A 21,706-nucleotide genomic window follows, 5' to 3' on the forward strand; every position below is an offset into this window, starting at 1 on the left:
GTCACCTTTGTGCCGTTTCCCCGTGCTACGTTCCGACCCATGACCGCACCCGCGCCCCACGGCAGCGGGTCCGGCATGCCGCTGTCGATCCGGATCATCGGGCGCAGCTCGGCACCCGGCGCGATCTTCGTGCTCGCGGTGGCGGCCATCTTCGTCGTGGGACTGCCGCTGCTCGCGCGCACCGTCACCGCCGACGAGGTCCCCGCTGCGGCCGAGACCTCTGCGGTCACGCTCGGCACCCCGGCCGACGGCACCCTCACCATCACCCCCGCAGGAGAGTGGGTGCAGGGCACCGCCACCGACGCCTACATCGAGTTCACCAACGCGGGCGCCGTCCTGTCGATCGCCGCCCCCCAGCCCGTCGCGGCCACCGGCACCCCCGAGCAGGTCATCGCCGCCACCGTCGACAACCTCACCTCCGACGTCGCGGCCTCCTGGGTCGCCTCCGACCCCGTCGAGATCTCCACCGACGCCGGCGACCCCGGGCTGTGCGTCACCGGCACCACCGTGGCCGACGTCGCCATGACCTGTGCCGTCCAGCACGGCGAGGAGGTCTCGACGCTGACCGCCACCGCATCGGCCCAGGTATGGCCGTCGCTCCAACCCAGCGTCGACACCATCCTGCGCTCCATGACCTTCACGGGCCCCGCCGCGTGACCACCGCCGAGCCGCCCCCAACCACGATCGCCATCGCCACCGTGCGCCGCGCCCTCCCCCGCACGTCCACCTTCGTGGACGTGCGCTCCCTCGTCTTCTGGGCGGGGACCGCCGTCACCATCTACGGCCTCATCGCCTGGCTCCCCCTGGTCGCCGCAGGGCTGCGCATCCAGCCCGCCACCGGCGTGCTGTCCGGCATCGTGTGGCTGCTGTACGGCTTCGTCTTCCTGCTGGTGCTGTACCGGATGGAACTGTTCGAGCGACGCTCACCCATCACCGTCGCCGGCGCCCTCGCCTGGGGAGCCTTCGCCGCCCCCGGCCTCGCCGCCGTTTCTGCCCCCGCCATGCACGACCTCGTCGCTGCCGTCCTCCCCGTCGACGAGGCCTGGATCTCCTCCTTCGCCGCACCCCTGGTCGAGGAGCCCCTCAAGTGGCTCGGCATCGTTGCCCTCGCCCTCATCCCCGGGGCTCGCCTGCGCTCCGCGGCCGACGGCCTCTTCTACGGCGCAGTCGTCGGCCTGGGATTCCAGGTCTCCGAGAGCTTCATGTACTCGGCAGTCCTCAGCTCCGACGGCACCGCCGCCACCGTGTGGGCCATGCTGCTCCTGCGCGGCGTCATCGGCGGCCTGTGGAACCACCCGACCTTCTCCGCGATGTCCGGCGCCGGCGTCGGCTACTTCTTCAACGCCTCCGCCGGCGCATGGCGCCGCTGGGGGGTGCTCCTCGGCACGCTCGCCCTCGCCGTCGTGGTGCACGGCTTCTTCAACACCCCCATCGTGAATTCCAACGCCTTCGTCAGCTCCTTCGTCAAGGGCGTGCCGGTGCTCCTGCTGTTCCTGTGGGTGCTGCGGTGGGCCCACCTGCGCGAGCGGCGCACCTTCGCCGGACTCGCCGCCGAGGTGGTGCCCGACGACCTCGTCAGCCCCGCCGACTTCCGCCTCCTGTCCACCCGCCGCGTCCGCCAGGGGCTGCGACGCGAGGCCGGCAAGCGCGCCGGCAGGGAAGCCGCCCGCACCCTCAAGTACCTGCAGGGGGCACAATTAAGCCTCCTCACCGCCACCCATGAGGACGGCTGGGACACCCCCCGCACCATCGAACTGTCGGAGGACGTCCGCCTCATCCAGGCCGACCTGCGCGAGCTCTACGACGCCGCCGGCGTCGTCAACGGGCCGGGCCTCACCCGCGAGGAGCCGCCCGTGTCCTCGCGACGCATCCGCGTCCAGCACTGGGCCGAGACGACCCGCGGCCGCCTCGAGACCGAGGGCGCGCGCCAGATGGTCCGCTCCGCCGCCACCGGCGCCACGGAGAAGGTCACGACCGGCGCCATCAGGATCGTGCGCCGCAGGCCCGTGGCCGATGCCCCGCCTCCCGCGCTCCCCGCGGCGGACGAGCGCCCCGCACTCGCGTCACCCGGCGACGATCACGCCCCCGTCACCGAGACCCTCACCCTGCGCAGGACTCCCTCCGCGCAGGAGGACGGTCAGGACCGCGAGCGGTAGCCCGCGAAGGACCGCAGCCGCAGCGAGTTGCCGACCACGAACAGGGACGACCCACCCATCGCGGCCGCCGCGATCATGGGGTTGAGGATGCCCAGCGCCGCCAGCGGAATGGCCGCGGTGTTGTAGGCGAAGGCCCAGAACAGGTTGCCGCGGATGGTCGACAGGGTCCGCCGTGACAGCGCGATCGCGTCGGCCGCGGCCCGTAGGTCGCCCGAGACGATCGTGAGGTCCGAGGCCTCCCGAGCCACGTCGGTGCCGGTGCCGACCGCGATGCCCAGGTCCGCCTGTGCGAGCGCCGGGGCGTCGTTCACCCCGTCGCCCACCATCGCCACGCGCGACCCGCCTGCCTGCAGCGAGCGGATCGTGTCCGCCTTGTCCCCCGGCAGCACGTCGGCGATGACGCGGTCGATGCCCACCTCGTCGGCGACGGCCCGCGCCGCCCTGGCGTTGTCGCCCGTGAGCAGCACCACCTCGAGCCCCAGCTCACGGAAGGCCCCGATGGCCGATGCGCTGGTGGGCTTCACGGCGTCCGCGACCGTCAGCACCGCCTCGGCAACCGAGCCACGGCCGGCAAACACCGCCGTCTCGCCACGGGATTCCGCAGCCGCCGCGAGCGCCTCCAGCTCGTCGGGCACCGACGCGAAGTGACGGCGCGATCCGACCCCCACCTCGGCGTTGCCGCCGTCACCCCCGAGCCCCTGCACCGTCGCGACCACGCCGTGGCCAGCGACCGAGCGGAAGCCCTTGACCCGCGGCAGCGTGCGCGACCCGGCCTCCGCATCGGCCGCCCGCGCCTCGTGAATGGCCCGGGCGATCGGGTGCTCCGAGCGGCCCTCGACCGCGGCCGCCGCGTCGAGCAGCAGGGCCTCGTCGGCGGGCGCAAGGCCGGGCGCCGCCGCGGACACGAGCGTCATGCGCCCCTCGGTCACCGTGCCGGTCTTGTCGAGCACGATGGTCGTCACGTCGCGGGTGTCCTCGAGCGCCTCCGGCCCCCGCACGAGCACCCCCAGCTGGGCGCCGCGGCCGGTGCCGACCATGATCGCCAGCGGCGTCGCGAGCCCCAGCGCGCACGGGCAGCTGATGATGAGCACCGCGACCGCAGCCGTGAAGGCGGCGTTCGCGTCGCCCGTCACCGCGAGCCACACCACGAGGGTGAGCGCGGCCACCGCGATCACCACGGGCACAAAGATCCTGGAAATCCTGTCGGCGAGGCGCTGCACCCGCGCCCGGCCCGACTGCGCCTCGTCAACCATGCGGGCGATCTGCGCGAGCATCGTCTCCGCGCCCACCCGCGTGGCCTCGACGGTGAGGGCGCCGTCTGCGGCGATGGTGCCGCCCACCACCTCGGCGCCCGCCTCGACGCGCACCGGCACCGACTCCCCCGTGACGAGGGACGCGTCCACGGACGCCTCGCCCTCGACCACGCGGCCGTCGGTCGCGATCGTCTCGCCCGGCCGCACCACGAACCGCGTGCCGACCTCGAGCGCGTCGCGCGGCACCTCCGTGCCGTCCTCGAGGCGGGCGGTGGCCGACTGGCGCTTCGACAGGGCCCGGATCGCATCGCCGGCCCGCGCCGTCGAACGCACCTCCATCCACTTGCCCAGCAGGATCAGCGCCACGATGACGGCGCCGGTCTCGTAGTACACGTGGGCCCCGGCGAAGCCGCCGAACAGGCCGCCGACCAGCACCACCGTGGACCACGTCCATGCCGCCATGGTGCCGAGCGTGACGAGGGTGTCCATGTTGGTCGCGCGATGGCGAGCCGAGGCCACCGTGGACCGGTGGAACGGCAGCGCGGACCACCAGATCACGGGCGTGGCGAGCACCGCCACTACCCACTCCCAGCCCTCGAACTGGAGGGCGGGGACCATCGACAGCAGGACCGTCGGCACGGCGAGCACTGCCGCCACGATGAAGCGCCGCTTGTAGTCGGCGATCCGCGAGGCGTCGGCGTGCATGTGCGCCTCGTGCTCGGAGGCGTGGCCGTCGCCGTGCTCGTGCGAGATCTCCGGCACCGAGTAGCCGAGCCCCGCGACCGTCTCGCGCATCGCCGCCTGGAGCTCCTCGCCCGTGACGGTGCCGTCGGGGCGCACCGTCGCGCGCCTGGTCGCGTAGTTCACCACCGCGTCCTCGACGCCGGGCAGGCGCGACAGCCCGCCCTGAATGGTGGCGGCGCAGCTCGAGCACGTCATCCCCTCCACGGGGAGCGTGACGGCGTCGGGCACCGCGGGCACGCGTGCGGCCGATGCGACCGCCGCCTCCCGCTCCTGACTCGCCGATCCCGGGGCAGCCATGGCGGACCTCCTAGGAAACGACGCGGTAGCCGGCGCCCTCGACGGCCTCGTCGAGCGCGAACTCGAGGTCGTCGGCCGGCACGGTGCCGTCGGGCGCGACGCGGGTGAGGCCGGAGGCGTGGTCCACCTCGACCGTGGAGACGCCGTCGAGGGCGCCGATGGCCGTGCGGACCTTGCCCGCGCAGCCGTCGCAGGTCATACCGGAAACGGTGATCTCGATCGTGTTCATGATGCCACCGTAAACCTTCCACCCGACTGGAAGGTCAAGCGTTAGGCCGCCACGGCATCGGCCGCGTCCACGGCGGCCAGGATCGCCTCCACCTGCTGCTTGGCGTCGCCGAACAGCATCTCGGTGTTGTCCCTGAAGAACAGCGGGTTCTGCACGCCGGCGTAACCGGTGGCCATCGACCGCTTGAACACCACCACGGACCCCGCCTCCCACACGTGGAGCACGGGCATGCCGGCGATGGGCGAGCCGGGGTCGTCGAGCGCCGCCGGGTTCACCGTGTCGTTCGCGCCGATCACGAGCACCACGTCGGTGGACGCGAAGTCGTCGTTGATCTCGTCGAGCTCGAGCACGATGTCATAGGGCACGCGCGCCTCCGCGAGCAGCACATTCATGTGGCCGGGAAGGCGCCCCGCGACAGGGTGAACCGCAAAGCGCACCTCGACGCCGCGGTCACGCAGCCGCGACACCAGCTGCGCCACCGGGTACTGGGCCTTCGCCACCGCCATGCCGTAGCCGGGCGCGATGACCACCGAGCGGGCAGTCGCCAGGCGCTCCGCCACCTCCTCGGCGGAGGTCGAGCGGTGCTCGCCCACGGCATCGGCCGTACCCGAAGACGAGGCCGGCGCCTCGCCGCCGAAGCCGCCCAGGATGACCGAGAGGAACTTGCGGTTCATCGCGGTGCACATCAGGTAGGACAGGATGGCGCCGGACGCTCCCACGAGTGCGCCGGTCACGATCAGCAGGTCGTTGCCGAGCATGAAGCCCGCCGCGGCCGCCGCCCAGCCCGAGTACGAGTTGAGCATCGAGACGACCACGGGCATGTCGCCGCCGCCAATGGCCGCCACCAGGTGCCAGCCCACCGCGAGCGCGATGACGGTCATGAGCAGCAGGGACCAGATCGACGGGGACGCGAGGAACCACGCCATCAGCGCGCCGCACGCGACGAGCGCACCCAGGTTCAGGGCGTGGCGGCCGGGGAGGGTGAGCGGGGAGCCCGAGATGCGGGCCGACAGCTTGAGGTAGGCGACGATCGAGCCGGTGAAGGTCACGGCGCCGATGAAGACGCCGAGGAACACCTCGATGAGGTGCATCGCGTCGTGGCCCTCGGTGAGGTACGAGTTGAAGCCGATCAGCACTGCCGCGGCGCCGACGAAGGAGTGCAGGAGCGCGATGAGCTCGGGCATCTGCGTCATCTCGACGGTGCGGGCCCGCCACGTGCCGACTGCGGCGCCGATGGCGAGCACCGCCGCGATGAGGCCGAGTGTCACCCCCCAGGGGCGCTCCGAGGTGTCGAGCGCGAGGGCGATGGTGGCGGCGATGGCGATGCCCATGCCCGCCATGCCCAGCAGGTTGCCGCGCCTCGCCGTCGACTGCTTCGACAGGCCCGCGAGCGACAGGATGAACAGGATGGCCGCGGCCAGGTAGGCGACTGCGGCGACGGATGCGACGCTCATGTCAGGCCCCCTTCTGGAACATGCCGAGCATGCGGTAGGTGACGAGGAAGCCGCCGAAGACGTTGATTGAGGCGATGGCCGCCGCGAGGAAGGCGAGGGTCGTCACCACGGGATCGCTCGAGCCGAGCTGCAACAGCGCGCCGATGAGGATGATGCCGCTGATCGCGTTCGTCTGGCTCATCAGCGGCGTGTGGAGCGAGTGGCTGACGTTGCTGATGACGTAGTAGCCGATGACCACCGCGAGCGCGAAGACCGTGAACGCCGCGAGGAAGGCGGCGTCGGCGAACGCCAGCGCAAGGGCCAGTGCGGCCGCGGAGGCGAGCATGGGCCAGGTGCGCTTCTTGGGTGCGCGTGCGGGCGTGGCCTTCGTTGCCGCCTCGGGTGCGGCCGATGCCGTGGCCGGGGTTTCGGCCTGCTCCGCCGGCGTAGCGGCGCTGGGCGCCGCGGAGACGGTGATGGGCGGCGGCGGCCACAGCAGGTCGCCCGCGTGGGCGACGGCCATGCCGCGGATCACGTCGTCTTCGAGGTCGAGGACCATCTGGCCGTCCTTGCCCGGCGTCATGAGCTTCAGCAGGTTGACGATGTTGGTGCCCACCAGCTGGGAGGTGTGGCGCGGCATCCTGCCCGGCAGGTCGGTGTAGCCGATGACGGTGACGCCACCGTCAGTGACAGTGCGCTCGCCGGGGAGGGTCGCCTCGCAGTTGCCGCCTCCGGACGCGGCGAGGTCAACGATCACGGAGCCGGGGCGCATGGCGGCCACAGTGGCGGCGGTGAGGGTCGTGGGGGCGGCGCCGCGGACCAGGGCGGTGGTGATGACGACGTCGGCACCGGCGGCCTCGCGGGCGTACAGCTCCATGGCGGCGGCCTGCTGGGCCTCGGTCAGGGGGCTCGCGTAGCCGTCGGGCGACACCTCCTGCTGCGCCTCGGGCGCCGTGACGAAGGTGGCGCCCATGGACTCGATCTGCTCGGCGGCCTCGGGGCGCACGTCGAAGGCGCGCACCTGGGCGCCGAGCGACACGGCTGCGCCGATCGCGGCGAGTCCGGCCACTCCGCCGCCGATCACGAAGACGGTGGCGGGCGCCGTCTTGCCTGCGGCGGTCACCTGGCCGGCGAACATCCCGCCGTAGGACTCGGCGGCCTCGATAACGGCGCGGTAGCCGGACACGTTGGACTTGGTCGACAGGACGTCGAGCGCCTGGGCACGCGACAGGCGCGGCACCGCGTCGAGCGCGAGGGCCGTCACTCCCGCGGCGCGCAGGTCCTCGACGAGGCCGGGGCTCGCCTGCGGGGCGAGCGGCGCGATGAGCGTGGCGCCGGGTTGCAGGAGCCCGATGTCCTCGGGGCCGGGCGCCTCGACGGCCGTGACGACGTCGCCCGCCCAGGCCTCCGCGCGGGTCACGAGGGTGGCACCGGCCGCCTCATAGGCGGCGTCCGCGAGGCTCGAGCGCTCGCCGGCGCCCGCCTCGACGGCCACGTCGTAGCCGAGCGTCACGAGCTTCTGGACGGTGTCGGGGGTCGCGGCGACGAGGCGCTGCTCGGCAGGTGCCGCGGGGACTGAGATGCGCATGCGGGGCGCCTCCTGGGGCCTCAAGAATCGATCTGATTCGAGGCTACGGGCGGCGGCCGCGCCGCGCGCGGGACAAGGGTCCCGATCGCGGCCCTGGTAGATGGCCGGGTGAGCGGGCTACGGGCGGCGGGTGGCGCATCGGCCGTCCGCCGGCACGGCCCGCGGCTCGCCTAGTGCGAGCCGACCACCTGGCAGCGGTGGGGGTCGGTGCAGTCCGCCGGGTCGAGGATGTCGGCGCGGGCGCGCAGGGCCACGAGCTCGGCGCGCGCGGCCTCGAGGGAGGCGATCTGGGAGTCGATGTCGGCGAGGTGGCCGTCGAGCAGGGCGCGGGTGTGCGCGCAGGTGCCGTGCCCCTCGGCCTTCATGTCGAGGATCTGGCCGGACTCCTTGAGGCTCAGCCCCGCGGCCTGGGCGTCGCGGACGAACGTGAGGCGCTCGAGGGCATCGGCCCCGTAGTCGCGGTACCCGGACGCGGTGCGGCCGGGATCGGGAAGCAGACCGATGGACTCGTAGTAGCGCACCGTCTTGGCGGTGACGCCTGCCTGGGACGCGAGCTCGGAGATCCTCATGCCTCCACGCTACGTCAACCTTCCACCTCGCTGGAACCGTCAAATGGATCCACTTGGTTCATCTCAGGCCTTAGGCGAGCCAAATGGATCCATTTGACGGAAAGGAGGGGGCGGGTACGGTCGGGGCATGACGCGCACCGCACCTCGACGGCTCGGCCTCCTCGGCGGCATCACCTGGCACTCCTCGCTCGAGTTCGAGCGCATGCTCAACGAGGGCGTCAACGCCGCGCTCGGCGGGTCCAGCGCAGCCGACCTCCTGGTGCGCTCCTACAACTTCCAGCAGATCGCCGACGCCCAGGCCGCCGGCGACTGGGACGGCCTCGGCTCGACGTTCGCCGCCGACGCCCGCCAGCTCCAGGCGGCCGGCGCCGAGGCGATCCTCATCTGCGCCAACACGATGCACAAGGTGGCCCCCGCCGTCGCTGACGCCATCGACGTGCCGCTCATCCACATGCTCGACGCCACCGCGGACGCGATCGTCGCCGCCGGCCTCGACACCGTCGCCCTGCTCGGCACGGGCTACACGATGCGCGACCCCTTCTACCGCGACCACATGGCGGCGCGCGGCATCACCACGATCGTTCCCGACGAGCCCGTGCTCGCCGAGGTTCACGACCTCATCTACGACTCGCTGGCCCGCGGCGTGGTTCCCGACGGTGCGCGCGAGTGGATCCGGGGCGTCTACGACAACCTCAGGGCCCGCGGCGCCCAGGGCGTCATCTCCGGCTGCACCGAGATCCCCATGGTCCTCACCGCAGCGGACGTCGACGAGCCCTACTTCGACTCCATGGGCCTGCACGTCGAGGCGGCGCTGGAGTTCGCCCTGCGCGACTGACCCGCACAGCGGAAAATCCGCACATACCGTCATCTACCAGGCGAGAAAGTTCTCACTTTCGCGATTGAGGCCCTTCCCCCACGGCCGATGCCGGGTCTAGCCTGGACATTCACCGGGGCTCGATGGCTCGACCGCCCCGGCCGATGAGGGGCGGCTGAGGGGCCGGATGAGCCAGGAGACACTCCTGGGCAGCGCAATCGTGCGCCCGGGACATGAACGCGACGAGGCGTGCCACGCCCACGGCGACGCCTGCCACGAGCGCGCGCGCATCGCCGCCGCCCGCATCGTCGCCTACGACCTCCCCGACCGCACCCCCACCCAGCGTGCCAGGATGCTCCACCGCATGGGCCTCACCCGGATCGTTTGGGACTGGCGGGAGGAGCACACGCTTGCCTTCCACGAGGAGCTCGACGCGCTCGCCGCCCACGACGTCACCGTGACCGGCCTGTGGTGCCCCATGCCGCTGCCCGCCGACGACTCCGAGCTGGGGCTGATCGACCCGCACGTGCGCGTCCACCTCGACGAGATGACCAGGCGCGGGCTCACCCCGGACCTGTGGACGTGCGTCGAGTTCGGCGACGAGGGCCGCCCCGAGCGCCTGGGCACGTGGGTGCAGCGCGAGCAGGTGACGCGGGTCGCAAGCCACCTCGAGCCGCTCACCCGACGGGCGGCCGATGCCGGCATGCGGGTCGCGCTCACCAATCACCTGGGGTGGTTCGGCGAGCCGGAGAACCAGATCGAGGTCATCGAGGAGCTGGCCGGCCGCGGCCTCACCAACGTGGGCCTCGCCTACCAGCTGCAGCACGGCCACTCACACGTGGACCGGTTCGACTCCCTCATGGAGACCATGCGGCCGCATCTGCTGTCGCTCGCGCTGTCGGGGGTGGACGCCGATGCCGTGGAGACGGGACGCAAGATCCTTCCCTGGGGGGCGGGCCGGCTGGACCGCCGCCTCGCTCACGCCGTGATGCGCTCGGGCTGGCACGGCCAGCTCGCCGTGCAGGGTCACAGCGCCGACGACGCCCACGACCGCCTGCTCGACTCGATCGAGGGCGTCGAGTGGATGATCGACCGCTGGCAGGGGGTGCGCCACCCGCGCCCGGTGCCGCGCATCGCGACGCCCGCGTGGCCGCAGCCCGCCGGGGTCGCGCCGCCCTACATGGGCACGTCTACCCTCGGGCGTCACGCACGCCGCGCGCGGGTCGCGACGGGCGAGATCGCCCCCACCCTCGCGCGCGTGCGGACCTCGCCGCCCGAGCCCGCGCCCATCACCCTGCCGCCGGGTGGATCACGGGCGGCCGATGCCGTGGCCGGGTCCCGCAGGGCCCGCACCCAGGCGTCGGCTCCGTCGGCGGCCACGCCGTCGCGCTTCGCCCCACGCGACCCGGAGGGTGCCACCGTTCTTGGCGGGGCCTTCGGCGCCCTGGCAGCGATGCGGTCGGCGCGCTCCTGGCTCTCGGCCGACACCCCGGCGCTTCCCCCGACTCCCCTCCCCCAGGACCAGGGGGCCGCGACCGACGGCCTGCCCTGGCCCACCCACGCCGCCGCCGTCGACCCCCGTTCGCGCATCGCGGCGGACTTCCCCGTGTCGCTGCTGCGCGAGACGCCGGCAGCGGAGGCCGACTACGCGCCCCTCAGCAGCGACGCGGACAACGACGCCCACGGCCCGCGCGACCTGCCCCTGCGCATCTCCAAGCGCGAGGTGTCGCTCGAGGCCCCCGACCCGTACACCGGCGCCCTCCACGCCCTGCTCATCCACCTGGAACGCGTGGGGTTCCGCGGCGCCCCGCGTAGCTTCGGCTGGGATGCGAACGGCCGCCACCTCGTCGAATGGGTGTCCGGCACCAGGGCCGACCACCCCGACGCCCCCGCCGAGGCGCTCGACCCGGCCCGCATCGGCCGGTTCCTGCGTGAGCTGCACGACGCCCTCGAGTCGTTCGTGCCTCCCGCCGACGCCATGTGGTTCGACGGACTTCCCGGCCCCGGCGGCTCGATCGTCATCCACCAGGACATCGCGCCGTCCAACCTGGTCGTCGCCGAGGACGGGCGCCTTGTCGCCATCGACTGGGACGCCGCGGCCCCCGGCAGCCGGCTATGGGACCTGGCGCACGCCGTCCACGCCTTCGCTCCCCTGCACGGCGACGGATTCGACCTGGTGACCTCCGCCATCAGGATGCGCGACCTGGTGGACGGCTACGGGCTGACGCAGTCCGAACGCGAGCGGCTTGTCCCGCTGCTCGGCCTACGGTCGGAGCGGATGTACGAGTACCTGGACTCGATGCGCGCCACGGGTCAGTCTCCCTGGATCGAGCTGTGGGAGATGGGGGTGGGCACCGTGTGGGAGCGCGACGCCGAGTGGATCCGCGCCAACACCGTGCACTGGCGCACCGCGCTGCTGAGCTGAGCGCTGGCACCCTGGCGCGACGCCCCGCAACGCGTCACTGCCAGCCGGCCGCCCGCATCACCTCGGCGGCCACCTCGAGCCGGTCCCTGCCCTCGGTCGACACCACGGCATCGTCCAGCCGCAGGTCCTCGAGGATTCCCTCGAGCTCGACGGTCCGGGCGAGCGCCATGTCCCGCCAGTACCCCTCGGGCTCGCGCTCGGTCAGTCGCTCCACCCGCGTGGGCTCGGACGCCGTCACTCTCACCACCGCGACCGAGGCGAGCCCGGCATCGGCCGTCGAGAGGGCCGATGCATAGCGGGCCCTGTCGTCGCCGTCCTCCACGACGCGAGGCACCACCACGAACCCGTAGCCGGCCTCGCGCCACAGCGGCGCGAGGGCCGCGAGCGAGGCGAACATGAGGCGCTGGTGGTGGGGGTCGGAGGGGTCGGCCGGGGTGGCCTGGCACAGGTAGTCGCCGTCGACGAAGACGGAGCGGGCGCCGCGCTCGGCCAGCAGGTCGTGCACCGCCGCGGCAGTGGTGGTCTTGCCGGCGCCCATCGTCCCGTTCAGCACGAGCACGCGGGTGGGCAGGTCCTTGGCGTAGCAGACCGACTCGGGCTCCTCGGCGTACTCGCCGTAGTTCGTCATGCGGCGGTAGCCCAGGCGCTCGTACAGCGCCATCGCCTCGGGCTGACGCAGGCCGGTCTCGAGGATGAGGCGCGTGGCCCCCGCGCGGCGCCCCGCCTCCTCCGCGACCCTCATCAGGGCCTTCGAGTGGCCGCGCCCGCGATGGGTGGGCTCCACCCACAGGCGCTTCAGCTCGAGGTCGCCCGGTCGCGTGCCCGCGTAGGGCGACCAGCGTGCGACGAGCGTCGCGACGGGCGTCCCGTCGTCGTCACCCACCCAGGAGCCCACCAGCGTGGGGAACGTGGTCTCCAACTCGAGCTCGGGGTCCTCGTAGCGCTCGGCGAGGTCGCGTTCCTGCGCCTTCCACAGGCGGTGCGCGTCGGCATCGTCCGGCTGCACCTGGCGGATGGTGAGGACGGCCGATGCCGTGGCCGGGTTCTCGCCCGGCACGCCTGGGGTGGCCGGCACGCCTGAGGTGGCGCTCACAGCCCCTGCCCCGCGTCCCACAGACGCTCGGTGCGGCCGGCGAGCATGGCGTCGAGGCCCGTCGCCTGGGCGTCGGTGAGCGCGGCGACGTAGTCGACGATGCCGCGGCCGGCGGCGCGCCTGCGCAGCTCCGTCTCGTCGACGGTGGGCAGCAGCTGGGGCTCCTCGTGGAGCACCCGCATGTAGTCCTCGGTGGCCATGTCGACGAGGTCGAGCAGGCGGCGCGGGGCGCGCCTGGCGTCGTGCGGGTCGTCGAGCCAGTCGGCGAACCCGTCCACCAGGCGCTCGATGAGGCTGGCCTGTCCGCGCTGGTAGACGGCGAGGTCGGGGCGGTCGAGGATGAAGCGCTCGTGCAGGAACTTGAGGACAGCCACCTCGTGCCAGGCTGTCGCGTCGAGCATGACGTGGCCCGAGCGGTGGGCGGGGTCGCGGTGGACCTCGACCGAGGACTGCAGGTGGCGGATCCAGTCGGTCGTGAAGGACGCGAGCGAGCGGTCGGCGGCGAGCGAGCCGTCGAACGGCACGGTGAGTAGCCCCTCGACCACCTCGTCGGTGACCTTGGCCACGGCGGCGTCGAAGGCATCGGCGTCGGCGATCCACGGGTCGCGCTCCGACAGGCGCCGCCAGAGCAGCTCGAGCGAGTGGCCGGGCGAGCGGCTCGTGTCGCGCAGCGTCGAGGTGTCGAGGGTGCGCAGGTCGGCCAGCTCGCGGCGCCACTCGCGGAACTCACCAGCGATCGTCGCCTGGTTGAGCAGGCCGGCGCGGTAGAAGTCGTCGAGGTCGTGAAGCGAGTAGGCGATGTCGTCGGCGATGTCCATGACGGAGCACTCGAGCGTCTGCTGCCCCTCGGCGATGCGCGGGTAGGCGCTCAGGGCATCCCTGGCATCGTCCACGTCCACCACGTACATGGAGAACTTGTGGCTCGCGGCGCCGCGGCGCTCGCCTCCCTCGCCGCGCAGCCAGGGGTACTTCAGCACCGCGGCGCGCACCGCCCGCGTGAGGTTGAGGCCCACCCCCTGGGTGTCGTGCTCGTCGAGGCGCGTGAGGATGCGGAACGTCTGGGCGTTGCCCTCGAAGCCCTCGCGCAGGCGGAAGCGGTCGCGCGCCAGGCGGTCCAGCGCCCGCTCACCCAGGTGCCCGAACGGCGGGTGGCCCACGTCGTGGGCACTCGCCGCGGCCTGCACCACCACGGGGTCGCAGCCGCCGAGCTCCTCGACCAGCCGCCCGACGGGGCCCGTGTCGCGGTGGAGGTGCATCGCGATGGCGCGCGCGACCGCGGCGACCTTGACCGAGTGGGTGAGGCGGTTATGGACAGCCATGCCCGCGCCGGTCTGCGAGATGACCTGGGTCACGGCGGACAGGCGCGAGAAGTACGGCGAGAAGCGGATGCGCTCGATGTCCACGCGGTAGTCGGGGCGGGTCTCGGCGCGCTGGAACTCGTCGAGCTCCTCGGGCTCGCGGCGGCTCACGCGGGGATCGGCGTCGCTCATGCGCACCATCCTCGCGCATCGGCTCGGCGGTGTCCGTCAGGTGGACGGCCGACCGCGGGCCGCTGCGCGCGCGGCGGCCACGCGTCAGGCGGCGACGCGGGCGCGGCGCCTGCTGACCAGGATCTCGCCCGCGAGCGCGAGGAACACCACGGCAGAACCCGCGGCGCCGACCCCGAGCACCAGGTCGATGCCCGTCGACGTGGGGTGGCCGTCGCCAGCGAGGTGGGCGGACAGGATCGCCGCCGAGATCGCCGACCCGAACGAGCCGCCCACCGTGCGCAGCACCTGGTTGAAGCTCACGGCGCTGCCGAGCTCCTCGGTGGCGACGGATCGCGCGATGAGCCCTGGCATCGCCGCGTAGGTGGTCCCGATGCCGACGCCGAACACGAACATGCCGATGAGCACCTCCCACAGCGAGTCGTGCGCGAGGAACAGCAGCAGGGTCGACAGGGTCACCACGGAGGCGCCGATGGGAAGCAGCGCCGTCATCGAGGTGCGCCGCGCGATGACGTGCACCAGGCGGTTGGCGCCGAAGCTTCCCGCGGACAGCGGCGCCATCACGAAGCCCGCCCAGAACACGGGGAGGGACAGTCCGTAGCCGGTCTCGCTCGGCGCCTGCGCCACGAGGCTCACCACGGAAAGCCCCAGGTACATGGCGGTACCGAGGCCGATCGCGGTGGCGTTGGCGAGCAGCACGTCGCCGCTGCGCAGCACCCGCAGGTTGATGAGGGGGTGAGCCTGGCGCAGCTCGACCACCACCCACACGGCGAGCACCGCGACGGCGGCGACCAGCAGCGTGAGGGTGCGCGCCGAACCCCAGCCCCACGACGGCCCCTCGCTCACGCCCAGAAGCAGCCCGCCGAGTCCCGCCGCGAGTAGCGCCGCACCCAGGGTGTCGAAGCGATGGCTGGCCGCGTGAGCATCGGGCCCGCGCGGGACCGTCCGCACCACGACCACCATCGCGCTCACGACGAACAGTGCGGCGAACCAGAAGGCGAGGCGGTAGGACAGGTCGCCCGCGATGATGCCGGTGAGCGGATAGCCGATGCCGATACCCGTCGCCACGGTGACCGACAGGCTCGAGATGCCGCGCCCCACGCGGTCGGCGGGGAGGTAGCGGCGCGCCAGGGCGATCGTGATGGGCACGATGCCATAGGTGAGGCCCTGCAGCGCGCGGCCCACGAGGAACAGGGGGAACGTGGTCGCGAGCGCGGCGATCACGGAGCCGAGGAGGATGATGCCGAGCGACCCCACCAGCAGGCGCTTCTTGTGTGGTCCGTCGCTGAGGCGCCCCATCACGGGCGTCGCCACGGCTCCTACCAGGAGGTTCACGGTCAGCATCCACTGAGCGGTACTGACGGAAACGTCGAACTCGCGCGACACCGTCGGCACCAGCAGCATGCCGAGCGAGCTGACGATCGCGGTGGACAGCGCGGCATAGACGAGGACCGGAAGCAGGCGCGGCTCGCGGGCGTGGGTCATCCAGGAAATCCCTTCGGGGACGGTCACGGGGGTTGATGTCACTCTACCTCCGTTTTGTCAGTCAATGACATAAACGCGGGTCGCGCTAGGCTGGGTTCATGAGCGAGCAGGCCGAGACCTTCCGCGAGCGCAAGCGCCGCATGGTGCAGGCAGACCTCGTCGCCGTCGCCAAGGAGCTCTTCGTGAGCCAGGGCTACGAGGCGACCACCGTCGAGCAGATCGCTGCCGGCGTCGGGATGTCCGAGCGGACCTTTTTCCGCTACTTCCCCTCCAAGGAGGCCCTGGTCCTCGGCCGCTACGAGGACCTCGCCGCGTCGCTTAGCGCCGCGCTCGCCGCCCGTCCCGCCGACGAGCCGGTGTGGGTCTCGCTGCGTCGCGCCTTCGATGACCTGGTAGCGGAGTCCGATGCGGAGGCCGAGGCCGGGCGCACGCGCGGCATGCGCGCGGTGGTCGAGTCGACCGACGCGCTGCGCGCCGGGTACCTCGCCCGCATGGAGCGGGTGCGCGAGTCGGTCGCCGAGGTCCTGGCGGGGCGCCTGGCCGAGCCTGCCCCGGCATCGGGCTCAACCCCGGCATCGGCCGATGCCGCTCCCCTCGCCCCCTCGACCGCTCCCGCCGTGGTGGGCGCGGCCTTCTCGTGCCTCTCGGTCGCCTACTCCGTCGTCACCCGCGACGGCGGCTCCCTCGCGGCCGCGCTCGACGCGGCCATGGGAGCGGTGGCGAGCGCCGCGTCGGCCGGAATCACGGACCCGGCACGCACGTTGCCTGACGCATGATCAACGTCGGCTTCCTCAGCTTCGGATGGTTCTCCGCGGCGCCCGGCTCCCGGGTGCGCACGGCGGCGGACCTCATGCAGGACACGATCGCGCTCGCCGAGGCGGCCGAGGATGCCGGGATGGACGGCGCGTGGATCCGCATCCACCACTTCGAGCAGAACACGTCCTCGCCCTTCCCGCTGCTCGCCGCGATGGGCGCGCGGACCGAGCGCGTCGAGCTCGGCACCGGGGTCATCAACATGCGCTACGAGAACCCGCTGTACATGGCGGAGGCCGCGGCGACGGCGGACCTCATCGCTGGCGGGCGGCTTCAGCTGGGCGTCTCGCGCGGCTCACCCGAGCCGGCGGCCGATGGCCCCGGAGAGTTCGGCTACCCCCTGCCGGTCGGGACGAGTCCTGCCGATGACGCCGCGGAGCGCATCGCACGGTTCCGGCGCGCGATCTCAGGCGAGGGCGTGGCCCTTCCCGGGCCGCGCGCCCACGTGCGAGCAGGCGAGCGACTCCCCATCCAGCCCCAGTCCCCCGGGCTCGCCGACCGCATCTGGTACGGCGCCGGCGGCGAGGAATCCGCGCGGAGGGTGGGAGCCCTCGGCATGAACCTCATGTCCTCGACGCTCGTCGAGGGAGGCTCGGGCGAGCCGCTCGGCGTGATCCAGTCCCGCCAGATCGACGCCTACCGCGAGGCATGGGCCGAGGCCGGGCACGCCGGCACCCCGCGCGTGTCCATCTCGCGCTCCATCATGCCGATCATCGACGACACCACGGCCGCCTACTTCGGCACCACCATGGAGCGCGACCGCATGGGAGCCAACCGCGACCAGGTGGGCCAGATCGATAACTTCGTCGCGACCTTCGGCAAGACCTACGTGGGCGACCTCGACAAGATCGAGGCCGAGCTGCGCGAGGACGAGGCGGTCCAGTCGGCGGACACCGTGCTCGTGACGATCCCCAACCAGCTGGGAGCCGACTTCAACCGCACCACGTTCGACGCCTTCACGGAGCTCCGCTCGCGACTGGCCGGGGCTCATACGGGACCCGCGCCGGCATCGGCCATCCGGCAGTAAACCAGGGCGAACGCCGCCCTACCGCTCGACGCGGTAGCGAAGCAGCACGGTGCCGCCGTCGAAGGCACGATGCTCGACGAGCGTGAGGCGCTCGTGGCGTCCGTCGTGCGCGAAGAACGGCACTCCGCCTCCCACCACCGCGGGGTTCACGAGCACCTGGTACTCGTCGATGAGGTCGAGCGCCGCGATCTGGTGAGCGAGGTCAGCGCCGCCGACGGCGAGGTCGCCGTCGCCGGGCAGGTCCTTCAGCCGCGCGATCTCGGTCGCGAGGTCCTCCGTCGCGAGTGTCGCCGCGCCGCCGACCTCCGTCAGCGTGCGGGAGAAGACGAGCTTGGGCAGCGCGTTCCAGAGGTCGGCCCACTCGCGCTCCGCCTCGTCGAAACTATCGGCGTTGGCGGGGTCCTCCCAGTAGTTCATGGTCTCGTACAGGCGCCTGCCCATGAGGTGAACGGCGATGGAGCCGAGCTCGTCGATGTGGAAGCGGAACTGGTCAGGGCTCGGCACGGACCAGTCGAAACGGCCGTCGCCGTCGATGACGTAGCCGTCCACCGACATGCCCATCTGATAGGTGACCCGATGCATCACAGCCTCCTCGCCTCGAAAATCGATCGTACGGCGGTGCGCGGTGCCATGCTGGGTGGGTCACCGAAGGAGGCGACCATGACCAGAGTCCGCGTGGACCTCAACATCTCGCTCGACGGCTTCGCCACCACCACCGATCAGACTCCGGAGAACCCCTTCGGCGACGACTGGGGGCGGCTCACGGGCGACTATGTGGCGACCCGGACCTTCCGCGCGCGGGTGCTGGGGATGACCGATGGCTCCGGCACCACCGGCGTCGACGACGCCTACGCGGCGGGCTATTTCGAGGACGTGAGCGCGGAGATCATGGGCGCCGCGATGTTCGGCCTGCACCTGCACGGTGACGACCCGGACTGGCGCGGCTGGTGGGGCGAGGAGCCGCCCTTCCGCTGCCCGGTGTTCGTGCTGACGCACACTGAACGTGCGCCAATCTCCTTCGCCAACGGCACGCGGTTCGAGTTCGTGTCGATGGCTCCCGGCGAGGCACTTGAGGCAGCGCGGGAGGTCGCCGAGGGAGGCGACGTGCGCATCGGCGGCGGCCCCACCACGGTGCGGGACTTCCTGCGCGCGGGGCTCGTCGACTCGCTCCACGTGGCGGTGGTGCCGATCCTGCTGGGGCGCGGCGTCCGACTCTGGGACGACCTGCGCGGGCTCGAGGCCGGCTACCGGGTGACATCCGAGGCCGCCGAGAGCGGCGTCACCCACCTCACGTTCGAGCGCGAGGACGGCAGGTAGCGGCGGCGTGACCTCCGTCATCGCGTTCGCCGACGCCACCCCCGCGGCCCGCGCCGCACTCGGCGACGTGTTCCGTCGTGCCTCGGAGGACTCGCCGGCGGGCGCGCTGTGGGGGGATGCCGCCTCGGAGGCGGCGGTCTACCTCGACCCTTATGTGGAGCACGAGCCCGAGTCGCTCCTGCTCGCGCTGGTCGACGACCACGTGGTCGGCTACCTCGCCGGCTCCCTTGGCACCGCGGGGTTCCCGTCGGAGAGCGCGCTCATCGACGCGGCGATCCGCGAGCATCGGCTTATGCGGCGCGGCGACACCCGGCCCTTCTTTATGCGCGCGCTGCGCGACAGCGTGGCGGCCGCGGTGCGTCGCCGCCCCACGGCGCGCGCGCTGGAGGACCCACGCTGGCCCGCACACCTCCACATCGACCTCGTGCCCGAGGCGCGCGGGAGGGGCGTCGGGGACGCCCTCATGCATGCGTGGGCGGCGCGGCTCGGGCAGGCCGGGGTCGGCTGTTACCTCCAGACGCAGGTGGAGAACGCTCGCGCCCGCCGGTTCTTCGCCCGCCACGGCTACGTCGAGCACGGCACCCCGGCCCTCATCCCCGGGCTCAGGGTCGACGGCGCCGTGTCGTGGCAGGTGACGATGGTGACCCCCGCGCCCGACGCGTGACGGCGGAGCGTCAGCGCGCCGGGAAGAGCAGCTCGAAGCGCTCGCAGATGATCGGCATGTCCGGCTCAAAGCCGCGCGGGCTCTCCGAGTGCTCGCGCCAGTACCGCTCGTGGGCGGCGCGCCAGTAGGCGAGGGTCCGGTCCCCCTCCCCCTCCGAGTGGGCGTGCTCGGCCGTGACCTCGTCAAAGGGGACGGTGTCGATCGCCGTGGTCCTGAGCAGCGCGCGCGGCTCGCCGGCACCGTCGAGGATGATACTGAGGTCGCCGACGGTGGGGATCGGGTCGCCAGCATGTTCGTAGTCCCATACGGACGATGCCGTGCCCGTCTTGGTCCCGGCCAGCACCAGGGCGAGCAGCTCGTCAGCGTGCGCGGGGGTGGCACCGAAGGCCCAGACCTCCGGCAGTTCCACGGGGAGGGCGGGGTCCTGGGCGCGGCGCGCTGCCCAGAACTCGGCGACGGCGGCGGTGGCGGGATCGCTCAGCGTCATGAAGATAGGCCCCTTCGGGATTCGACGTGGGTCGTGGGGGTGTCGATCACCGCCGCGACGGCCTCGATCTCGACGAGCTGATCGGGATAGCCCAAGACTGTCACGCCCAGCAACGTGCTCGGGACGTCGTGCTCGCCAAAGGCCTCGCCCACCACATCCCAGGCGCGCTCGAGGACGGTCCGGTCCGTGGAGGCGACCAGCACCCGGGTGCTGAGAACGTCGGTGAGGGTGGCGCCGGCATCGGCCAACGCCGTGCGGAGGTTAGCCACGCAATGCGCCGCCTGGGCCTCGTAGTCCCCCGGCGCGACGGTGGCCCCTGTCGCGTCGATGGGACAGGCACCGGCGAGGAAGACGAGGCGGGAGCCGGCCGGCGCCGTCGCCGCGTAGGCATATGGGGCCGGCGCGAGGGCATCGGACCGGATGAGACGAACGGCACTGGTCATGCCGTCATCGTCGCACGCCGCGCTCAGCCCAGCAGGTCCTCGCCGTAGTGAAGCACCGTGGGGAACGGGTCGTAGAAGCGGTGCAGCAGGCGCTTCCACTCCTGGTAGTCCTCGGAGCCGCGGAAGCCCTTCTCGTGGGCGTCGACGTCGGTCCAGGTCACGGTCAGGAGGTAGGTGCTGGGGTGCTCGACCCCGCGGCGCAGGGTGTGGCCCAGGTATCCGGGCTGACGCGCGATGATCGCGGAGGCCTCGCGGAAGGCCGCCTCGAACTCGGCCTCGAGCCCGGGGATGACGGGCAGGACGACGGACTCGACAATCCCCCGCGACACGTCAATGGGATCCATTTGGTTCACCTAAGCGCTTAGACGAGCCAAATGGATCCATTTGACGGCACAGGGTTAGGCGGAGGCCAGCAGCGCGTTGAGGGCCGAGGTGAAGAAGCCCAGCCCGTCGGTGCCGCCGCGGCCCGCCTCGCGCGAGTCGGGGCCGAAGCCCGCCTCGACAGCGTGCTCGGGGTGCGGCATGAGGCCCACGACGTTGCCGCGCGCGTTGGTCACGCCGGCGATGTCGCGGCGCGAGCCGTTGGGGTTCACGCCCACGTAGCGGAACGCGACGCGGCCCTCGGCCTCGAGCTCGTCGAGCGTGTGCTCGTCGGCGACGTACTGGCCGTCCTGGTTCTTCAGCGGGATGGTGATCTCCGCGCCGGCCTCGTACGCGTTGGTCCACGCCGTGTCGTTGTTCTCGACGCGCAGGACCTGGTCGCGGCACACGAAGTGCAGGTGGTCGTTCTTGATCATCGACCCGGGCAGCAGGTGCACCTCGGTCAGCACCTGGAAGCCGTTGCAGATGCCCAGGACGGGCATGCCGCCATTCGCGGCATCCACCACACGCTCCATGATGGGCGAGAAGCGCGAGATGGCCCCCGCGCGCAGGTAGTCGCCGTAGGAGAAGCCGCCGGGGAGCACCACAGCGTCGACGTCCTGCAGCGAGGAGTCGGCGTGGAAAAGGTTGACGGACTCGGCGCCGGCCAGGCGCACCGCGCGGGCAGCATCCCGGTCGTCGAGCGTGCCGGGGAACGTGACGACGCCGATGCGGGCCATCAGGCCACGACCTCCACGGCCACGACGTCCTCGATGACGGGGTTGGACAGCATGGTCTCGGCCGCCTCGCGCGCCTTGCCGAGCAGCTCCTCCGTCACCTCGCCGTCGACGGTCAGCTCGAACCGCTTGCCCTGGCGGACGGCCTCGAAGCCGTCAAAGCCGAGGCGCGGGAGGGCGTTGCCGACGGCCTTGCCCTGAGGGTCGAGGATCTCGGGCTTGGGCATCACGTGAACGACGATGGTGGCCATGGGCGTGAGTCTACCGGCACGCGCGCGCCCGCAC

The 21,706-nt window shown here is 72.3% G+C and carries 22 protein-coding genes; 8 read left to right on the forward strand and 14 right to left on the reverse strand.

Going from position 1 to position 21,706, the window contains the following annotated elements:
- Nucleotides 1–39 precede the first annotated feature (39 nt).
- Both B7K26_RS11445 and B7K26_RS11450 read left to right on the forward strand, forming a co-directional pair.
- Complete coding sequence (locus B7K26_RS11445) at nt 40–657, forward strand: hypothetical protein (protein WP_143340690.1); 618 nt, start codon at nt 40–42, stop codon at nt 655–657.
- Nucleotides 654–2,156: a PrsW family intramembrane metalloprotease gene (locus B7K26_RS11450; RefSeq protein ID WP_143340691.1), complete on the forward strand. Its 1,503-nt coding sequence runs from the start codon at nt 654–656 to the stop codon at nt 2,154–2,156. The genes B7K26_RS11445 and B7K26_RS11450 overlap by 4 nt, the downstream gene beginning before the upstream one ends.
- Here the strand turns inward: B7K26_RS11450 and B7K26_RS11455 are convergent.
- From B7K26_RS11455 to B7K26_RS11475, 5 genes are all read right to left on the reverse strand, one after another.
- Nucleotides 2,138–4,450 carry a cation-translocating P-type ATPase gene (locus B7K26_RS11455; protein ID WP_084079342.1) on the reverse strand — a complete coding sequence of 771 codons (2,313 nt, stop codon included), beginning with the start codon at nt 4,448–4,450 and terminating at the stop codon, nt 2,138–2,140. The genes B7K26_RS11450 and B7K26_RS11455 overlap by 19 nt on opposite strands.
- 10 nt (nt 4,451–4,460) lie before the next feature.
- Entirely contained in the window at nt 4,461–4,679 is a 219-nt protein-coding gene (locus B7K26_RS11460) for a heavy-metal-associated domain-containing protein (RefSeq protein WP_084079343.1), read from the reverse strand.
- A 41-nt stretch (nt 4,680–4,720) separates the two neighbouring features.
- A complete protein-coding gene (gene pntB / locus B7K26_RS11465; protein ID WP_084079344.1) occupies nt 4,721–6,133 on the reverse strand; it encodes a Re/Si-specific NAD(P)(+) transhydrogenase subunit beta in 1,413 nt (470 codons plus the stop codon).
- Between the two features lies 1 nt (nt 6,134).
- Nucleotides 6,135–7,700 carry a Re/Si-specific NAD(P)(+) transhydrogenase subunit alpha gene (locus tag B7K26_RS11470; RefSeq protein ID WP_084079345.1) on the reverse strand — a complete coding sequence of 522 codons (1,566 nt, stop codon included), beginning with the start codon at nt 7,698–7,700 and terminating at the stop codon, nt 6,135–6,137.
- Between the two features lie 170 nt (nt 7,701–7,870).
- The gene (locus B7K26_RS11475) at nt 7,871–8,269 is read right to left on the reverse strand and encodes a heavy metal-responsive transcriptional regulator (RefSeq protein WP_084079346.1); all 399 of its coding nucleotides are present in this window, start codon (nt 8,267–8,269) and stop codon (nt 7,871–7,873) included.
- 127 nt (nt 8,270–8,396) lie between these two features.
- Between B7K26_RS11475 and B7K26_RS11480 the strand changes: the two genes are divergently transcribed.
- Both B7K26_RS11480 and B7K26_RS11485 read left to right on the forward strand, forming a co-directional pair.
- Complete coding sequence (locus tag B7K26_RS11480; protein WP_084079347.1) at nt 8,397–9,104, forward strand: aspartate/glutamate racemase family protein; 708 nt, start codon at nt 8,397–8,399, stop codon at nt 9,102–9,104.
- Nucleotides 9,105–9,270: 166 nt separating this feature from the next.
- Entirely contained in the window at nt 9,271–11,508 is a 2,238-nt protein-coding gene (locus tag B7K26_RS11485) for a phosphotransferase (RefSeq protein ID WP_084079348.1), read from the forward strand.
- 34 nt (nt 11,509–11,542) lie between these two features.
- Here the strand turns inward: B7K26_RS11485 and B7K26_RS11490 are convergent, their stop codons facing one another.
- From B7K26_RS11490 to B7K26_RS11500, 3 genes are all read right to left on the reverse strand, one after another.
- A complete protein-coding gene (locus B7K26_RS11490; protein ID WP_159449687.1) occupies nt 11,543–12,601 on the reverse strand; it encodes a GNAT family N-acetyltransferase in 1,059 nt (352 codons plus the stop codon).
- The gene (locus B7K26_RS11495; RefSeq protein WP_084079577.1) at nt 12,598–14,091 is read right to left on the reverse strand and encodes a deoxyguanosinetriphosphate triphosphohydrolase family protein; all 1,494 of its coding nucleotides are present in this window, start codon (nt 14,089–14,091) and stop codon (nt 12,598–12,600) included. The genes B7K26_RS11490 and B7K26_RS11495 overlap by 4 nt, the downstream gene beginning before the upstream one ends.
- Nucleotides 14,092–14,175: 84 nt before the next feature.
- Complete coding sequence (locus tag B7K26_RS11500; RefSeq protein WP_084079350.1) at nt 14,176–15,573, reverse strand: MFS transporter; 1,398 nt, start codon at nt 15,571–15,573, stop codon at nt 14,176–14,178.
- A 98-nt stretch (nt 15,574–15,671) separates the two neighbouring features.
- On the opposite strand from B7K26_RS11500, the gene B7K26_RS11505 reads away from it, so the two are divergent.
- Both B7K26_RS11505 and B7K26_RS11510 read left to right on the forward strand, forming a co-directional pair.
- Nucleotides 15,672–16,349 carry a TetR family transcriptional regulator gene (locus B7K26_RS11505; protein ID WP_084079351.1) on the forward strand — a complete coding sequence of 226 codons (678 nt, stop codon included), beginning with the start codon at nt 15,672–15,674 and terminating at the stop codon, nt 16,347–16,349.
- Nucleotides 16,346–17,413 (forward strand): LLM class flavin-dependent oxidoreductase, encoded by a 1,068-nt coding sequence (locus tag B7K26_RS11510; RefSeq protein ID WP_084079352.1) that lies wholly within the window; start codon nt 16,346–16,348, stop codon nt 17,411–17,413. The genes B7K26_RS11505 and B7K26_RS11510 overlap by 4 nt, the downstream gene beginning before the upstream one ends.
- Before the next feature lie 18 nt (nt 17,414–17,431).
- Here B7K26_RS11510 and B7K26_RS11515 read toward each other — a convergent pair whose 3' ends face one another.
- Nucleotides 17,432–17,995, reverse strand: coding sequence for a dihydrofolate reductase family protein (locus tag B7K26_RS11515; RefSeq protein WP_084079353.1), 564 nt, complete (start codon nt 17,993–17,995; stop codon nt 17,432–17,434).
- A gap of 78 nt (nt 17,996–18,073) precedes the next feature.
- Here B7K26_RS11515 and B7K26_RS11520 point away from each other — a divergent pair, with 78 nt between their 5' ends.
- Together B7K26_RS11520 and B7K26_RS11525 are read left to right on the forward strand one after the other, a co-directional pair.
- Complete coding sequence (locus B7K26_RS11520) at nt 18,074–18,730, forward strand: dihydrofolate reductase family protein (protein WP_084079354.1); 657 nt, start codon at nt 18,074–18,076, stop codon at nt 18,728–18,730.
- A gap of 7 nt (nt 18,731–18,737) precedes the next feature.
- Nucleotides 18,738–19,394, forward strand: coding sequence for an N-acetyltransferase (locus tag B7K26_RS11525; protein WP_084079355.1), 657 nt, complete (start codon nt 18,738–18,740; stop codon nt 19,392–19,394).
- Nucleotides 19,395–19,404: 10 nt separating this feature from the next.
- Here B7K26_RS11525 and B7K26_RS11530 read toward each other — a convergent pair whose 3' ends face one another.
- Genes B7K26_RS11530 through purS form a run of 5 tightly spaced genes read right to left on the reverse strand, consistent with a single transcriptional unit; the run spans nt 19,405 to nt 21,672 of the window.
- Entirely contained in the window at nt 19,405–19,881 is a 477-nt protein-coding gene (locus B7K26_RS11530; RefSeq protein ID WP_084079356.1) for an ASCH domain-containing protein, read from the reverse strand.
- Nucleotides 19,878–20,324 (reverse strand): RidA family protein, encoded by a 447-nt coding sequence (locus B7K26_RS11535; protein ID WP_084079357.1) that lies wholly within the window; start codon nt 20,322–20,324, stop codon nt 19,878–19,880. The genes B7K26_RS11530 and B7K26_RS11535 overlap by 4 nt, the downstream gene beginning before the upstream one ends.
- Before the next feature lie 23 nt (nt 20,325–20,347).
- Complete coding sequence (locus tag B7K26_RS11540) at nt 20,348–20,668, reverse strand: antibiotic biosynthesis monooxygenase (RefSeq protein WP_084079358.1); 321 nt, start codon at nt 20,666–20,668, stop codon at nt 20,348–20,350.
- A gap of 54 nt (nt 20,669–20,722) precedes the next feature.
- Nucleotides 20,723–21,424 carry a phosphoribosylformylglycinamidine synthase subunit PurQ gene (gene purQ, locus B7K26_RS11545; RefSeq protein ID WP_084079359.1) on the reverse strand — a complete coding sequence of 234 codons (702 nt, stop codon included), beginning with the start codon at nt 21,422–21,424 and terminating at the stop codon, nt 20,723–20,725.
- Nucleotides 21,424–21,672, reverse strand: a complete 249-nt coding sequence (gene purS, locus B7K26_RS11550) for a phosphoribosylformylglycinamidine synthase subunit PurS (protein ID WP_084079360.1) — start codon at nt 21,670–21,672, stop codon at nt 21,424–21,426. Before purS ends, purQ begins: the two co-directional genes overlap by 1 nt.
- Between the last annotated feature and the right edge of the window lie 34 nt (nt 21,673–21,706).

This window comes from Demequina sp. NBRC 110057 (assembly GCF_002090175.1).
In the GTDB taxonomy this organism is placed as follows: domain Bacteria; phylum Actinomycetota; class Actinomycetes; order Actinomycetales; family Demequinaceae; genus Demequina.

What these genes read in the sequence shown, in the direction of transcription:
- B7K26_RS11500 (WP_084079350.1), bottom strand. Translation starts at nt 15,573, where the DNA reads ATGACCCACGCCCGCGAGCCGCGCCTGCTTCCGGTCCTCGTCTATGCC.
- B7K26_RS11535 (WP_084079357.1), bottom strand. Translation starts at nt 20,324, where the DNA reads ATGACCAGTGCCGTTCGTCTCATCCGGTCCGATGCCCTCGCGCCGGCC.
- B7K26_RS11445 (WP_143340690.1), top strand. Translation starts at nt 40, where the DNA reads ATGACCGCACCCGCGCCCCACGGCAGCGGGTCCGGCATGCCGCTGTCG.
- purS (WP_084079360.1), bottom strand. Translation starts at nt 21,672, where the DNA reads ATGGCCACCATCGTCGTTCACGTGATGCCCAAGCCCGAGATCCTCGAC.
- purQ (WP_084079359.1), bottom strand. Translation starts at nt 21,424, where the DNA reads ATGGCCCGCATCGGCGTCGTCACGTTCCCCGGCACGCTCGACGACCGG.
- B7K26_RS11540 (WP_084079358.1), bottom strand. Translation starts at nt 20,668, where the DNA reads ATGGATCCCATTGACGTGTCGCGGGGGATTGTCGAGTCCGTCGTCCTG.
- B7K26_RS11470 (WP_084079345.1), bottom strand. Translation starts at nt 7,700, where the DNA reads ATGCGCATCTCAGTCCCCGCGGCACCTGCCGAGCAGCGCCTCGTCGCC.
- pntB (WP_084079344.1), bottom strand. Translation starts at nt 6,133, where the DNA reads ATGAGCGTCGCATCCGTCGCCGCAGTCGCCTACCTGGCCGCGGCCATC.
- B7K26_RS11530 (WP_084079356.1), bottom strand. Translation starts at nt 19,881, where the DNA reads ATGACGCTGAGCGATCCCGCCACCGCCGCCGTCGCCGAGTTCTGGGCA.
- B7K26_RS11485 (WP_084079348.1), top strand. Translation starts at nt 9,271, where the DNA reads ATGAGCCAGGAGACACTCCTGGGCAGCGCAATCGTGCGCCCGGGACAT.
- B7K26_RS11510 (WP_084079352.1), top strand. Translation starts at nt 16,346, where the DNA reads ATGATCAACGTCGGCTTCCTCAGCTTCGGATGGTTCTCCGCGGCGCCC.
- B7K26_RS11520 (WP_084079354.1), top strand. Translation starts at nt 18,074, where the DNA reads ATGACCAGAGTCCGCGTGGACCTCAACATCTCGCTCGACGGCTTCGCC.
- B7K26_RS11480 (WP_084079347.1), top strand. Translation starts at nt 8,397, where the DNA reads ATGACGCGCACCGCACCTCGACGGCTCGGCCTCCTCGGCGGCATCACC.
- B7K26_RS11495 (WP_084079577.1), bottom strand. Translation starts at nt 14,091, where the DNA reads ATGAGCGACGCCGATCCCCGCGTGAGCCGCCGCGAGCCCGAGGAGCTC.
- B7K26_RS11460 (WP_084079343.1), bottom strand. Translation starts at nt 4,679, where the DNA reads ATGAACACGATCGAGATCACCGTTTCCGGTATGACCTGCGACGGCTGC.
- B7K26_RS11455 (WP_084079342.1), bottom strand. Translation starts at nt 4,450, where the DNA reads ATGGCTGCCCCGGGATCGGCGAGTCAGGAGCGGGAGGCGGCGGTCGCA.
- B7K26_RS11515 (WP_084079353.1), bottom strand. Translation starts at nt 17,995, where the DNA reads ATGCATCGGGTCACCTATCAGATGGGCATGTCGGTGGACGGCTACGTC.
- B7K26_RS11505 (WP_084079351.1), top strand. Translation starts at nt 15,672, where the DNA reads ATGAGCGAGCAGGCCGAGACCTTCCGCGAGCGCAAGCGCCGCATGGTG.
- B7K26_RS11475 (WP_084079346.1), bottom strand. Translation starts at nt 8,269, where the DNA reads ATGAGGATCTCCGAGCTCGCGTCCCAGGCAGGCGTCACCGCCAAGACG.